At 63.5% G+C, this 14,578-nt stretch carries 13 protein-coding genes and 1 pseudogene; 2 read left to right on the top strand and 12 right to left on the bottom strand.

Annotated elements, in window-relative coordinates:
- Positions 1–34: 34 nt before the first annotated feature.
- Positions 35–955, bottom strand: a complete 921-nt coding sequence (locus tag IFU00_01035; protein ID MBD8540860.1) for a LysR family transcriptional regulator — start codon at positions 953–955, stop codon at positions 35–37.
- Between the two features lie 112 nt (positions 956–1,067).
- Here IFU00_01035 and IFU00_01030 point away from each other — a divergent pair, with 112 nt between their 5' ends.
- Both IFU00_01030 and IFU00_01025 read left to right on the top strand, forming a co-directional pair.
- Positions 1,068–2,171, top strand: a complete 1,104-nt coding sequence (locus IFU00_01030; GenBank protein ID MBD8540859.1) for a Gfo/Idh/MocA family oxidoreductase — start codon at positions 1,068–1,070, stop codon at positions 2,169–2,171.
- A 49-nt stretch (positions 2,172–2,220) separates the two neighbouring features.
- A pseudogene (locus tag IFU00_01025) lies at positions 2,221–3,230 on the top strand (aldo/keto reductase).
- A gap of 47 nt (positions 3,231–3,277) precedes the next feature.
- On the opposite strand, the gene IFU00_01020 reads toward IFU00_01025, so the two are convergent.
- From IFU00_01020 to IFU00_00970, 11 genes are all read right to left on the bottom strand, one after another.
- Positions 3,278–3,961 (bottom strand): OmpW family protein, encoded by a 684-nt coding sequence (locus IFU00_01020; protein ID MBD8540858.1) that lies wholly within the window; start codon positions 3,959–3,961, stop codon positions 3,278–3,280.
- A gap of 69 nt (positions 3,962–4,030) precedes the next feature.
- Positions 4,031–5,392, bottom strand: coding sequence for an SGNH/GDSL hydrolase family protein (locus IFU00_01015; protein MBD8540857.1), 1,362 nt, complete (start codon positions 5,390–5,392; stop codon positions 4,031–4,033).
- A gap of 260 nt (positions 5,393–5,652) precedes the next feature.
- Positions 5,653–6,684, bottom strand: coding sequence for a threonylcarbamoyl-AMP synthase (locus IFU00_01010; protein MBD8540856.1), 1,032 nt, complete (start codon positions 6,682–6,684; stop codon positions 5,653–5,655).
- A 2-nt stretch (positions 6,685–6,686) separates the two neighbouring features.
- Positions 6,687–7,886 carry a 5-(carboxyamino)imidazole ribonucleotide synthase gene (locus tag IFU00_01005; GenBank protein ID MBD8540855.1) on the bottom strand — a complete coding sequence of 400 codons (1,200 nt, stop codon included), beginning with the start codon at positions 7,884–7,886 and terminating at the stop codon, positions 6,687–6,689.
- Between the two features lie 4 nt (positions 7,887–7,890).
- Positions 7,891–8,388: a 5-(carboxyamino)imidazole ribonucleotide mutase gene (gene purE / locus IFU00_01000; protein ID MBD8540854.1), complete on the bottom strand. Its 498-nt coding sequence runs from the start codon at positions 8,386–8,388 to the stop codon at positions 7,891–7,893.
- 3 nt (positions 8,389–8,391) lie between these two features.
- Complete coding sequence (locus IFU00_00995) at positions 8,392–9,288, bottom strand: phosphoribosylaminoimidazolesuccinocarboxamide synthase (protein ID MBD8540853.1); 897 nt, start codon at positions 9,286–9,288, stop codon at positions 8,392–8,394.
- A gap of 149 nt (positions 9,289–9,437) precedes the next feature.
- Positions 9,438–10,502, bottom strand: a complete 1,065-nt coding sequence (locus IFU00_00990) for a fructose-bisphosphate aldolase class II (protein MBD8540852.1) — start codon at positions 10,500–10,502, stop codon at positions 9,438–9,440.
- Between the two features lie 110 nt (positions 10,503–10,612).
- Complete coding sequence (pyk, locus tag IFU00_00985) at positions 10,613–12,061, bottom strand: pyruvate kinase (protein ID MBD8540851.1); 1,449 nt, start codon at positions 12,059–12,061, stop codon at positions 10,613–10,615.
- A gap of 53 nt (positions 12,062–12,114) precedes the next feature.
- Complete coding sequence (locus IFU00_00980; protein ID MBD8540850.1) at positions 12,115–13,329, bottom strand: phosphoglycerate kinase; 1,215 nt, start codon at positions 13,327–13,329, stop codon at positions 12,115–12,117.
- 38 nt (positions 13,330–13,367) lie between these two features.
- Positions 13,368–13,712 carry an AzlD domain-containing protein gene (locus IFU00_00975; GenBank protein MBD8540849.1) on the bottom strand — a complete coding sequence of 115 codons (345 nt, stop codon included), beginning with the start codon at positions 13,710–13,712 and terminating at the stop codon, positions 13,368–13,370.
- On the bottom strand, positions 13,705–14,463 hold the full coding sequence (locus IFU00_00970) for an AzlC family ABC transporter permease (GenBank protein ID MBD8540848.1): 759 nt from the start codon (positions 14,461–14,463) through the stop codon (positions 13,705–13,707). The genes IFU00_00975 and IFU00_00970 overlap by 8 nt, the downstream gene beginning before the upstream one ends.
- Positions 14,464–14,578 lie beyond the last annotated feature (115 nt).

Genomic DNA, 14,578 nt, shown 5'->3' with positions numbered 1-14,578 from the left:
AGGGAAGGAAAGCGACGGGCAGCACGCCCCCGTTCTACAGAAGCGATATGGACTCACGCTTCTCGACCAGAAAGTCGATCAGCGCGCGGACCTTCGGTGCCATGTGCTCACGCGAAGGCGCGTACAGGTAGAAGGCCGCGTGTTGGTAGCTCCAGTCGCGCAGCACCCTGACCAGACGGCCTTCGGCCACGAGTTCGTGTACCGCGAGGTCGACAATCTGAATCACGCCAAGGCCCTGCAGCGCCATGCGCGTCATGCTCTGATCATCGTTGGTTGTCAGCCATCCGCTCACCGCCTGGGTGAAGTGGCGACCGCTCCCCCCAACGTCGGTGAAATCCCATTCGTGCATGGCACCTGTGCCCGGAAACCGGTAGTTGATGCAGTCGTGTCCGACCAAATCTGCGGGGACGCCTGGCACACCATTACGCTCCAGATACGCAGGTGACGCCACCACTGCCATCGACAGGGCCGGCGTCAGGGGAATGGCAACAACGTGCTCTGCCAGGCTTTTCCCCAGACGGATGCCCACATCCACCCCATCGGCGATGATGTTCGACAGTGAATCTGCCATGACCAATTCGACCGTGATCTTCGGATAACGCGCACGAAATTCAGCAAGATGCGGCTCGATCAGCGCCTTCGCGGCCAGACGCGATGTATTGATCCGGACCAGGCCGGAAGGTGCATTGCGCGTCTCGCCCATCGTCATGACGGCATGTTCGATATCACCTAACGCAGGGCCGAGGGTATCGAACAGCTTCTGGCCGTCTTCGGTCAGGGACATGTGACGGGTGGTGCGATACAGCAGCCGCATGCCCAGCTGGCGCTCCAACGACTTGAGGCTTTGTGACAAGGCAGCGCGCGACACGCCCATCTCTTCTGCCGCGCGCGTGAAACTGCCGTGGCGGGCAATGTGGGCAAACCAGGCGAGTGACGGGAGCAGTGACGGGTCCATCAGCCGATTGTAAACCACAGCTTACTTCTCATGCATCGATTACCTCCTTTTTCCCACCCCAATCCTGCCAGTACGCTTCGTCACCGACCATCGATCAAGAGGAACACCTGATATGTACTTACGTAAATTTCGAGTTGGCATCATCGGCGCTGATACAAAAGCTAGTTGGGCAGGTGCCTCCCACGTACCCGCCATCCGATCGCAGCCCGGACTGGTTCTTGCTGCGGTTGCCACACGCCGGGAAGACAGCGCAAAAGCCGCCGCCGAGGCGTTTGGCGCGGAGCGCTGGTATGCAGATCCGTACGCGCTGATCAACGACAACAGCATTGATATCGTCACGGTCGCCGTCAAAGTGCCCGAGCACAGGCAACTCGTGCTGGCTGCCCTCCAGTCTGGCAAAGCGGTGTATTGCGAGTCCCCGCTGGGTGCGACGCTTGCCGAGACCGAGGAAATGGCAGCCGCAGCCGGCTCGTTGCATACCGCGATCGGTTTGCAGGGAAGGCACAGTCCGGCGGTGCGCCGCGCGGCAGAACTGGTCGCCGCCGGAAAGCTCGGTCGTCTGCTGTCGGCGCGCGTCAACGCGACGACATTCGGTTATGGGCCGCAGTCACCAAGCAGCTATGACTATTTCAACAAGGCGGCGTCCGGTGCGAGCTTCCTGACGATCACGACCGGGCATGTTCTGGACGTCATCGAAGCAGTGCTCGGCCACATCACCGAACTCGATGCACGGACCGAGCTGCTCTGGCCGGCTATCGAGATTGTCGATACTGGCGCTATCTCCGTCCGGGAAATTCCCGATCATGTCGATCTCATCGCCAAGACCGCCAGCGGCGCGCCAGTGTCTGTACAGATTCTGGCAAATGTCCCGGCGCAGGACGCCAGCTTCACTCTTGAGGTTCGCGGCGCCGGGGGCTGGCTGAAGATCACCGGCAACCATCTTGCAGGTGTCCAGGTCGGTGAACTGACCCTGTCGGCCAATGTCACGTTCGAGGCGCCCGACGCCCCGGTCGCGTCCGGTGTCGGCCCGACAGCGGCCGACTTCTGGGCCGGCGCCGCGATCAACGTCGGGGAGGTGTATGCCTCACTTGCGCGCGATATGGCGCATGGCACCTATCTCACACCCGGCTTCGCCCACGCCGTACACAACAGCCGGCTCATTGCGGCGCTCGAGCGGGCAGCCCGGACCGGCGAGCGGCAGAGAAACCTGGATTGACCGACGTCGTTTCGGCGGCGCAGACCAAGCAAACCTGTGGAGATGTCGTATGCGAATGCAAAAACTGGGCAACAGCGGTCTGTCTGTTTCGGCACTGTCTTTCGGTGCCATGACGTTTGGCGGGTCGGCAGGCATATGGGGGCACGTTGGACAGCTCGGTCAGGGCGAGGCAGACGCCTTGGTAAAAGCCGCTCTCGACGCTGGCATCAATCTGTTCGATACAGCCAATATCTACGCCGATGGACGCAGCGAGGAAATCCTGGGACGCTCGCTGAACAACCTCGGCGTGACGCGTGATGATGTCGTGATTGCCACCAAGGTCTATGGCGCCATGGGAGAGGGCCGAACCGGCGGGGTGCATCGCGGCGCCACATCCTGGCCGAGTGTCGGGCAAGCATGAAGCGGCTGGGCGTGGACCATATCGACCTCTATCAACTACATGGCTTCGATGTCTCGACACCAATCGAGGAGACGCTGGAGGCCCTCGACACCCTCGTGCGTACAGGCGACGTGCGCTATGTCGGGGTTTCAAACTGGGCCGCCTGGCAGATCATGAAGGCGATCGGCATCGCCAGGGCACGCCACCTGGCGCCGATCACGTCGCTTCAGGCTTACTACTCCCTCGTGGGACGCGACCTCGAACGCGAAATCGTGCCACTCCTCACGTCGGAACGCGTTGGCCTCATGGTGTGGAGCCCGCTCGCGGGCGGCTACCTGACCGGCAAATACTCGGGCAGCGGCAAGCACGAAGCCGGTCGGCAGACCGGGCTGGATTTTCCGCCAATCGATCGCGTTCGCGGCGAACCGCTCATCGACGTTCTGCGATCGGTGGCACACAAGCACGGCCGGCAGCCGGCGCAGATTGCGATTGCCTGGCTGTTGAGGCAGCAGGCCGTCTCGACGGTGATCATCGGTGCGCGGCGCGTCGGGCAACTGGAAGAGAATATCGCCGCGACCAGCATCATCCTCGATGATGCCGATCTCGCGGCGCTGGATGGCGTCAGCCGACTGCCGGTCGAATATCCCGGCTGGCTGCTGGAGCGCGCCGATGCGCCATGAAAAAAGCCCGCACGCGGCGGGCTCTCGTCATGCGGCTTGCGCCGTGCTTAAAACTTGTAACCCACCGCCAGCACGATCGCCACCGGATCCAGCTTCATGAACTGGGTCTGGCCGGTCGAGAAGTGCACGTCGGTGCGCAGGCGCGTCTTGATGACCGTCGCGTCGGCGAACCAGCGCTCGTCGAAGTTCATCGCGATACCCACTTGCGCGCTGTAGGTCAGCTTGTTATCGATCTTGAACGTGGTCGGCACGTCGCTGCCCGGATTGGTGATCGAGGTCAGCTTGCCATTACCGCGTTCCTTCATGAAGTACGCGTAGGTCGGGCCCACACCGATGAACGGACGGAAGGCCGCGGTCGGCGCGAAGAAACGGTACTGGAAGAATGCCGTCGGCGGCAGCGCCTCGACCGTGCCCACCGAACCCACGCCAGTGATCGCACCCGCACCGTAGATCTGGTGCTTGTATGGCGTACCAAGCGCACCCTCGACCGACAGGTTGTCGGTGAAGCTGTACGACAGGATGAGCACTGGCTGCATGTCGTTGCCGACGTCGGCCTTGGTACCTGGCAGTGCCGGCGCGCTGATGTCGCCGCTTTCCACTTTTGGCATCAGGCGGTTGAAACCGACCTTGGCGGTGATCTGGCCAGCCGATTGCGCCGATGCGCCGGTGGCGAACGCCAGTGCGGCAGCGACACCCGCGACCTTGGCGATACTGCTAAAACGAACTTTCATGACTTCTCCTGATAGATGTGTGAGGGCCCGCCGCCAGGGCAGGCCCGCCGCTCGTTGCTGAGAACCTGCTTACAGCCAGCCCTTGATAGCCATGTCCTTGAAGACGTAGCGGGCGATAAGGTCGTTCTCGAACGGGGTCGGATGGATCCCGTCGGCGAACATGTAGCGGCTCACATCACCGGCCACCGTGTTGTTGGCGGTGCAGATCAGCGAGGTCCCACCCAGCGCGTTGTTGGCGCATGCCGGGGTGCTGGTGTTGGTCAAGCCATACGGGCCAGGATTTTTCACCTGGTCGTTGCTGACCGAGTACAGATCGGAGTACAGCACGCGCGCATCGTCGGCGCCCAGGCCGGCTTTGAGCTGCGTGTTGAAGGCATTGACCATCGCGGCGACCAGCGACTGGATCGCAGCCGGACGCGATTTCGCGGTTGGCGTGCTCGCCACGTCAGGCAGGTTGGCGACGATGACGTACTTCGCGCCCTTGGCCAGCAGTTCGTTCTTGACCAGGCCAGCCATCTGCGCACCGGCGGTACCCAGCGCCGTCACCATCGCGGTGGCGTTGGTGTTGGCGTAGGCGGTCGCGGCGGTGTTGCCGGCAGCAGTGCCATCCGCTTGCGCGGCGGTCACGAGCGGACCATACACGGCAGGTGCGGCAACAGCCGAGTTGCCGGGCTGGGTGGCGGCAGCGCGCACGGCAGCAGCGACCAGCGTCGCATCGGTCTTGCCTGGACGGGCATTCTCGGTGGCGATCGCGGCCAGGATTGCCTGGGTGGCGGTTTGCGGGTTGGTCGCGGTTGCGCCCAGGCGGGTAGCCAGGGCACCGGCGAAGGCCTGCGCACCGGCAGCGGTACCGGCGCTGGTCACGGCGGCCAGTTGCATCAGCACGTCATTGCCGCCCGACAGAACCGTCACCAGCTCGGTGCCGGTAAATTTGTTGCCGGTCTTGGCCAGGTGGTTGGCGATCTGGGTGACCATCGGGGTGGTCATTTCGCCGATCGGCGAGCCGGTCGCGGCATTGCCCGGGCCAATCGGATTGACCACGCGCGAGCCGCCCTGGGCGTAGTTGAAGCAATTCGGATGGTTGACGATCGGAACCGAGAAGCCAAGGGATGCGTCACCCTGCAGACCGGTCTGCGCAGCGCATGGCGCCGGCAGTTTGAGCTGGGCAGCCATGAAGTCAAGCCAGATCTTGCCGTTCAGATCTTCGCTCTTGGCGGTGCTGTCACCGTTGATGGTGAACTTGCCGCCACCGGCCGCCGCCACGGCGCCGACACGGTAGGTGCCGACGTCCGACAGGCTGTCGCCGAAGGAGACCTGGTTGGTGAACGTGACCTTGGTCGCCTGGTCGCCGCCCGCCGGGCTCGTGCCGCCGCCGCACGCGGTCAGCAGCGCTGCCGTCAGCACGGCCAGCGCAAAATTGGTTTGACGCATTGTGTCTCCTGAGTTGAATTTTTTCTAAACGAACGCTCGTGCTATTCGTCGCTTCATTACTATGCCAGCGTTCATTACCCCTGTATAGCAAAATCCATTGCTTCAACAGTTGTTGCGACAGGCACCTATCAGAGTGGATGGGTCTGGCTATAGGGGTCGGATTATAACCAGCATGTTCCCGACAGAAAGTGGGGAATTTGTAACGGGGGGCAGTAAGTTGCGGTGTACTTACGCCCCATCAATCGATTCGTTGATTTGGATTAAACGTTTGGTCGACTGTTGAGCAATCCGTGGACGATGCCCGTCGAACCATGCGCAGCCCGGCGCAGGCGATCATTGACGCCCAGCCACTCGCCCTGCTGCGGCGGTGATTCGACCAGGATGACGTCGGCGCCCTGCCCGTCCATCGCGCGCAGCGCGGCGTACAGCGCGTGGGCGAACCCCGCCGGCTGGGGCGGCAGGCGCTGCGCGGCGTGGGTTTCCGGCATGGTGCTGACGTGGATCAGCGCGACCTTGCGCCCGGCAGCGTGCAGTTGCTCGATGGTCTCGAGCAACACCGCGCGCGCCTGCATCGCCACCGGCGTGTGTGGCGCGTAATGCGATTCGAGCGTGCCCGAGGCGCGCGGTGCCGCTGCATCGGCTGCGGCCGGCAGGCGGTCGATCACGGCCGCAATTGCCTCGGCGCTGATGTGGCCAGGGCGCAGCAGCACCGGGCCGAGCGTGTCCAGGCGCGACAGGTCGACGATGGTCGACTCGATGCCGACCTGCGACGCTCCGCCATCGAGCACCATCGCCACCGTGTCGTCCATGGCGAATTCGTCGATGACGTGATCGGCCAGCGTCGGGCTCACGTGCCCGAACTTGTTGGCCGACGGCGCGGCGATGCCGCCCTTGCCACCCTTGAACGCGCGCAGCAGCGCCAGCGCGACCGGGTGCGACGGGCAGCGCAGCCCGACCGTGTCCTGGCCGCCGCTGACGGCATCGGGGATATTCGGCGCGCGTTTCAGGATCATCGTCAGCGGGCCGGGCCAGAAGGCCGCGGCCAGCGCGCCCGCCTCGGCCGGGATGTCGCAGGCCCAGTAATCGAGCGGGGCTTCCGGCGCCAGGTGCACGATCACGGGATGGTCTTGCGGCCGGCCCTTGGCCGCGTAGATGGCGGCCACCGCAGCCGGATTCTCGGCATCGGCGCCCAGGCCGTACACGGTCTCGGTCGGAAACGCGACCAGCTCGCCCGCTTCGAGCAGGCGGGCAGCGGTGTCGATGACCGACTGGTCGATCTGCAGGTCGGTCATGGTTACGCTTCGATGCCGAGGATGGCGCAGGCGGCGCGCAGACTGGTCTGCGCTTCGCCGAGCGTCGGCGCAACGAAGGTCACGTGGCCCATCTTGCGGGCGCGGCGCGGGTCGTCCTTGCCGTACAGGTGCAGGTTGGCGCCCGGCAGCGCCAGCACGCGGTCCCAGGCCGGTTCGCGCGTGTTGTCAGTGTCACCGTCAAACCACACGTCGCCCAGGATGTTGAGCATGACGCTCGGCGAATGCTGGCGCACGTCGCCCAGCGGCAGGCGGGCCATCGCGCGCACCTGCTGCGCGAACTGGCTCGTGATGCAGGCGTCGATCGTGTAGTGGCCGCTGTTGTGCGGGCGCGGTGCCATCTCGTTGACGACCAGCGTGCCGTCGTCGAGCACGAAGAACTCGATGCACAGCACGCCGACGTAACCCAGCTGGTCAACGATGGCGCGCGCCGCATCCTGCGCCTGACGCGCGCATTGCGGCGACACGTTCGGGCCCGGCACGGTGGTGGTAAACAGGATGCCGTCGCGATGCACGTTTTCGGCGATCGGGTACACGACCGAGGCGCCGTCATGGCCGCGCGCGGTCAGTACCGACACTTCATAGGCCAGCGGCAGCATCTTTTCGAGCATGCAGGTCACGCCGTCCATATCGTCAAACGCCGCGCGCACGTCGTCGCGCGTGCGCACGCGCACCTGGCCCTTGCCGTCGTACCCCATGCGCACGGTTTTCAAAATACCTGGCAGCAGATCGTCACCGATGGCGTCGATGTCGGCGTGCGAGGCGATCGTCTTGTGCGGCGCCGGCATCACCTTCGAGGCTGGCGCGCACTCGACAAAGAAACGCTTTTCGGCGATGCGGTCCTGGGCGATCGACACGCACGATGCGCCCGGTGCGACAAAGCTGCCTTCGGCCAGCAATTGCAGGCTGTCGGCCGGGACGTTCTCGAACTCGGTCGTCACGGCGGCGCACAGCGCGCGCAGTTCGGCCAGCGCCGCCGCATCGTCGTAGTTGCCTTCGATGGTGCGATCGGCAACCTGCCCGGCCGGGCAATCGGCGCTCGGTTCGAGCACGGCGACCTGGTAGCCCATGCTTTGCGCGGCATGCGCAAACATGCGGCCAAGCTGGCCGCCGCCCATCACGCCGAGCCAGGTGGATGGGTCGGCCGATGGAAGAATTGGAGAAGTCTGCTGCGCTTGGGTCATCGGATCAAACAGGTAAGGTCATGGCCTGGGCGGCGGCGGTCTGGTCGCGGCGGAACTGCTCCAGCTTGTCGGCCAGCGCCTCGTCATTGGCAGCCAGGATCGCCACGGCGGTCAGGGCCGCATTGGCGGCGCCCGCTTCACCGATGGCGAACGTCGCCACCGGCACGCCTTTGGGCATCTGCACGATCGACAGCAGCGAGTCTTCGCCACGCAGGTACTTCGATGGCACGGGCACGCCCAGCACCGGCACGATGGTCTTGGCGGCCACCATGCCAGGCAGGTGCGCCGCGCCGCCGGCGCCAGCGATGATCGCGCGCAGGCCGCGCGCGCGGGCTGTCTCGGCGTAGGTGAACATTTCATCGGGCATGCGGTGCGCCGAAATCACCGAGGCTTCGAACGGCACGCCGAACTGCTTCAGGATCGCGACCGCGTTCTGCATCACGTCCCAGTCGGACGACGAGCCCATGATGACGCCGACGAGCGGCTTGGATTGCTCGGTCATCACTTATGCCTTCAGCTTTTCGCCGGTCAGGCGTTCGATGGCCTCGAAATACTTGGCCTGGGTTTTGTCGATGACGTCCTGCGGCAGGCTTGGCGCCGGTGCGGTCTTTGGCCACTCGGTCAGCGTTTCGAGATAGTCACGCACGAACTGCTTGTCGAACGATGGCGGCGACATGCCCGGCGCGTACGAATCGGCTGGCCAGAAGCGCGACGAATCGGCGGTCAGCACTTCGTCCATCAGGTGCAGCACGTTGTTGTCGTCCAGGCCGAATTCGAATTTGGTGTCGGCGATGATGATGCCGCGTGTGGCCGCGTATTCGGCAGCGGTCGTGTAGAGCTTGATGCTGATGTCGCGCATCTTGGCGGCCAGTTCGGCGCCGATTTTTTCTTCCATCTGGGCGAACGAGATGTTTTCGTCGTGCTCGCCCAGGTCGGCCTTGGCGGCTGGCGTGAAGATCGGTTCCGGCAGCTTTTCAGCTTGCTGAAGACCGGCTGGCAGCGCGATGCCGCAGATGGCGCCGCTTTGCTGATAATCCTTCCAGCCCGAACCGATGATGTAGCCGCGCACGACGGCTTCGACCATGATCGGTTTCAGGCGCTTGGCCACGACCGCGCGGCCGGTCACCTGCCCGACTTCATCCGGCGCGACCACGCTTTCCGGCGCAACGCCGGTCAGGTGGTTCGGCACGATGTGGCCGAGCTTCTCGAACCAGAAATCGCTCATCTGGTTCAGTACCTTGCCTTTGCCGGGAATCGGCTCGTTCATGACCACGTCGAAGGCCGACAGGCGGTCGGTGGTGACGATCAGGATCTTGTCGTCGCCAACGGCATAGTTATCGCGCACCTTGCCGTGACCGAGCAGTGGCAGGGACTGAATGGAGGATTGGTAGAGGCTGTTCATAGATGGGGTATCAGGAAAGCGGAACCGGCGGAACGGGCCGCCGGTTGTGAAAGTCAGGCGGTAAAGCCTGGTCAATGCGATATTTTACGTCAATTTGCGACGCGGGCGATCGAACCCGGGGATGGCGGCGTTGCCGCCATCCCTACGATTTATTGAACGATCTGCGACAGCTCGCCGGCCTTGTAGCGCTCGGCCATCTTGTCCAGCGGGATTGGCTTGATCTTGTCAGCCTGGCCTTCGCAGCCGAACGACAGGAAGCGCGCCTTGCACACGTCCATTGCCGCTTCGCGCGCCGGCTTCAGGTAATCGCGTGGATCAAACTTCGACGGATTCTGGAACATGTACTTGCGAATCGCTGCCGTCATTGCCAGGCGAATGTCGGTGTCAATGTTGATCTTGCGAACACCGTGCTTGATGCCCTCTTGAATCTCTTCGACCGGCACGCCGTAGGTCTCTTTCATGTCACCGCCGAATTCGCGGATGATTGCCAGCAGCTCTTGCGGCACCGACGACGAACCGTGCATCACCAGGTGGGTGTTCGGGATGCGCGCGTGGATTTCCTTGATGCGGTCGATTGCCAGGATGTCGCCGGTTGGCTTGCGCGTGAACTTGTACGCGCCGTGCGAGGTACCGATGGCGATTGCCAGCGCGTCGCACTGGGTGCGCTTGACGAAGTCGGCGGCCTGGTCGACGTCGGTCAGCAGCTGCTCGCGGGTCATGGCACCGTCGGCGCCGTGGCCGTCTTCCTTGTCGCCCATCATGGTTTCGAGCGAACCGAGCACGCCCAGTTCGGCTTCGACGGTCACACCGATCGAGTGCGCGAACTTGACGACCTCTTGCGAGACAGCGACGTTGTATTCATAGCTGGCGACGCTCTTGCCATCGGCTTCGAGCGAACCGTCCATCATCACCGACGAGAAACCCGAACGGATCGCAGCCATGCAGACTGCCGGCGACTGGCCGTGATCCTGGTGCATGACGACCGGAATGTGCGGATAGGCTTCGACAGCAGCGTCGATCAGGTGACGCAGGAAGGCTTCGCCCGCGTACTTGCGCGCGCCGGCCGATGCCTGCATGATCACCGGGCTGTTGACAGCGTCGGCGGCAGCCATGATGGCCTGCACCTGTTCGAGGTTGTTGACGTTAAATGCTGGCAGGCCGTAGCCGTTTTCGGCGGCGTGGTCCAGCAACTGACGCAGTGATACGAGTGCCATGGTAGTACTCCAAAACAATAAAGAAACTTGTCGGGAAGTGGCGCGTGCCGAGCGCGGCATGCCCAACTGCCGGCATGCCGTGAACGCATCAGGCGCGGCGCCCCATCCCGTTAATCATATTCGCCCACACGCACGATCTTGAGCGCATTGGTGCCGCCGGCTTCGCCCATTGGCGAGCCCCACGTCACGACGATCAGGTCACCCTTGCGCACATAGCCTTCGTTCATCAACAGCTCTTCGGCCTTGCGCAGCACGGCGTGGCTGCCGCCTTCCTGCTCGAGGTGGAAGGCGCGCACGTTGCGGTACAGCGAAGCCTTGCGCTCGGTCGTCTTGAGCGGGGTCAGCGCCAGGATTGGCGTGTCGATGCTGTGACGGCTCATCCACAACGCGGTCGAGCCCGATTCGGTCAGCGCCACGATCGCCTTCACGCGCAAGTGGTGCGCGGTAAACAGCGTACCGTACGCGATGGTCTGGTCGATGCGGGTGAACTGTTTATTGAGGAAATCGACGTCGATCTTGTTGTATTCGGACATCTCGGCTTCGAGGCAGACCGCCGCCATCATTTCGACGGTTTCGATCGGGTACTTGCCCGATGCGGTCTCGGCCGAGGTCATGACGGCGTCGGTGCCATCGAGCACGGCGTTGGCGACGTCCGACACTTCGGCGCGGGTCGGCACGGCGTTGACGATCATCGACTCCATCATCTGGGTCGCCGTGATGGCCAGCTTGTTCGAATCGCGCGCCATGCGGATCATGCGCTTTTGCAGCGCCGGCACGGCGGCATTGCCCACTTCGACGGCCAGGTCGCCACGGGCAACCATGATGCCGTCCGACGCATCCAGGATCTCCTGCAGCAGCGGAATCGCTTCGGCGCGCTCGATCTTGGCGATCATCATCGGCTTGTGGCCGTACGGCTCGCCGGCGATATTGGCCAGCTGGCGCGCCATTTCCATGTCGGTCGCGCTCTTCGGGAACGAAATCGCCAGGTAGTCGGCCTGGAAGCTCATCGCGGTCTTGATGTCTTCCATGTCCTTCGAGGTCAGGGCCGGCGCGGTCAGGCCGCCGCCCTGGCGGTTGATGCCCTTGTTGTTCGACAGCTCGCCGCCCACTTTGACGGTGGTGCAGATTTCGTGGCCGGCGACGCGGTCGACGATCAGCACGATCAGGCCGTCGTTGAGCAGCAGCCTGTCGCCCGGCTTGACGTCGCGCGGCAGTGCCTTGTAGTCGAGGCCCACGCGCTCCTGGTTGCCCAGTTCGCCGTTCTCGCCCCACTTGGCGTCCAGAATGAACCGGTCGCCATTGGTCAGGAAGATTTTGCCTTCTTCAAACTTGCCGACGCGGATCTTCGGACCCTGCATGTCGGCCATGATGGCCACTTCACGGCCGCATTCGGCGGCAGCACGGCGTACCAAGGTGGCCCGATCGATGTGATCCTGGGCCTTCCCGTGCGAAAAATTCAGGCGTACGACGTCGACGCCGGCGCGGATCATTTTGACGAGAATATCGAAGTCGGTCGATGCTGGGCCGATGGTTGCGACGATCTTGGTGCCACGGTACATGAAGTGTCCTTGTAAAAAACAAAGCGCAGCCACGGGCTGCGCTAGGGTCTCATTTATGCTGCAGACTGCGCGCTGCGTTGCAGCAGGATATCCACCGCCGGCAGCGTTTTTCCTTCCAGGAATTCCAGGAAGGCGCCACCGCCGGTCGAAATGTAGCCGATCTGGTCGGCGATCTTGTATTTTGCAATCGCGGCCAGGGTGTCGCCGCCACCAGCGATCGAGAAGCCCTTGGAACTTGCGATGGCCAGCGCCAGGGTCTTGGTGCCCTCGGCAAACTGGTCGAATTCGAACACGCCGACCGGACCGTTCCAGACGATCGTGCCAGCCGTGGCGACCTGCTCTGCCAGCATGGCGGCGGTCTGCGGGCCGATATCGAGGATCATGTCGTCGTCTTGTACGTCAGCCACCAGCTTGACGGTGGCGGCAGCCGTTGGCGCAAATTCCTTGGCGCACACGACGTCGACAGGAATCGGCACTTGCGCGCCGCGCGCGGCCATCTTGTCGATGATCGCCTTGGCTTCGTTCACCAGATCGTTTTCAACGAGCGACTTGCCGATGTTCAGGCCGACGGCCTTCATGAACGTGTTGGCAATGCCGCCGCCGACGATCAGGTTGTCGACCTTGTCGGCCAGGCTTTGCAGGATGGTCAGCTTGCTCGAGACTTTCGAGCCGGCGACGATTGCCAGCAGCGGACGCTGCGGCTGGCCGAGGGCCTTGCCCAGTGCGTCGAGTTCAGCGGCCAGCAGCGGGCCTGCGGCGACGACCGGTGCAAACTTGGCGATGCCGTGCGTGGTGGCTTCGGCGCGGTGCGCAGTGCCGAACGCATCATTAACGTACACATCGCACAGCTTGGCCATTTTCTGGGCCAGCTCGTCGTTGTTTTTCTTTTCGCCCGCATTCACGCGGCAGTTTTCAAGCAGCACGACCGAACCCGGCGCGACATCGACACCGTCGACCCAGTTTTGCTTGAGTTCGACCGGCTGGCCGAGCAGCTCGGACAGGCGCGCGGCGACCGGCGCCAGGCTGTCTTCCGGCTTGAACGCGCCTTCGGTCGGCCGACCGAGGTGCGACGTCACCATCACTGCCGCGCCCGCCTTAATGGCGGCCTGGATCGCCGGCACCGAAGCGCGAATGCGCGTGTCTTCGGTGATATTGCCAGCGTCATCTTGTGGCACATTCAGGTCGGCGCGAATGAAGACGCGCTTGCCCTGCAGGGCGTTCTGATCGATCAGGTCTTGCAAACGGGTGAAACGGCGGGAAGCGTCCATTGGTCAGCGTGGCAATAGTGAAAAAACGTCATTGTACATCAGGGGGTCGCGCCAAAAACGTGCAGAACGCGCAGGAGGGTGAACACAATCATGCCGAATAAAATCGTCAGCAGCATGTTACGGCGCCACACATAGAACGCAAACGCGGCCAGCCCTGCCAGCAGCTTTGGATTGGCCAGCGTGAACTGCAGCCCGCCCTGCGGATCGATTAGAAAATCGGGCCCGATGATGGCCGCCAGCGCGCAGGCTGGCGCATAGCGCAGCATTTCCTGCACCCGTGGCGGAATCGATACGCGGTGGCCGATCAGCCAGAACGAACTGCGCGTGGCGGCCGTGGCCACGCACAGCACGCCAATCACGACCCAGATTTCCCAATCAGCCACGGCGTGCCTTTATTTTGTCCATTGTTTCTTCGATGACCATCGCCGTCACCATCCCGACCAGCACTGCCAACAGCAAGCCCAACTTGTAGGGCAACTCATAGGCCAGCACCGAGACCGTGCCCGCCACCAGCACGCCGCACAAGGCCGCGCGGTTGATCATCAACGGCACCATGATGCAGAGGATGGCGAGCGTGCCGGCAAAGCCCAGGCCCCATTCGGCTGGCACGGTGCTGCCCAGGAATACCCCGATGACTGAGCCAATCTGCCAGGCGCCCCAGTTCGGGAACATCAAGCCCTTCAGGTACGACAGCTTGCCCACCGCCGGCGTCGGGCTCGGATATTTCTGCAAGAACAAGGCGACAGAAATATCGCCCGAGATATAGCCGAGATACAGGCGCTGGCGCCACGGCAAGTGGGCAAAGTGCGGCGCGAGCAGCGCCGAAAAGATCACGAAGCGCAGATTGACGACCAGCGCCGTGGCGAAGATGACCCAGATCGGCGCCTGCGCCGCGATCAGCGGCAGCGACGCCAGTTGCGCCGAGCCGGCGAACACCAGCAGTGTCATGCCCAGCGCCTGAGGCACGGACAGGCCACTCTTGACCATGGCGATGCCCACCACCAGGCCCCAGGCAGCGATGCCGAACAGCGTCGGCAGGCCAGTCTTGAATCCGTCGCGAAACGCGTCGCGGTCGGGCGCGTCGCCGATCGTGACCGGCGGCTGGCCAGCCGGCTCGCCCGCGCTCACGGGCATGGTGGTGTGGCGTTCGTGCAACTTCCCAGCGGCGAAATGACGGCTGGGACGACAGCGGCGGTCTGGAAACAGAGGGGCATGAAACGCATGGAATGGGTCGTGGCCTCTTGAGAAA

The sequence above is a fragment of the Oxalobacteraceae sp. CFBP 8761 genome, assembly GCA_014841595.1.
GTDB lineage: Bacteria > Pseudomonadota > Gammaproteobacteria > Burkholderiales > Burkholderiaceae_D > Telluria.
This window is presented reverse-complemented; position numbering and strand designations above follow the sequence as displayed.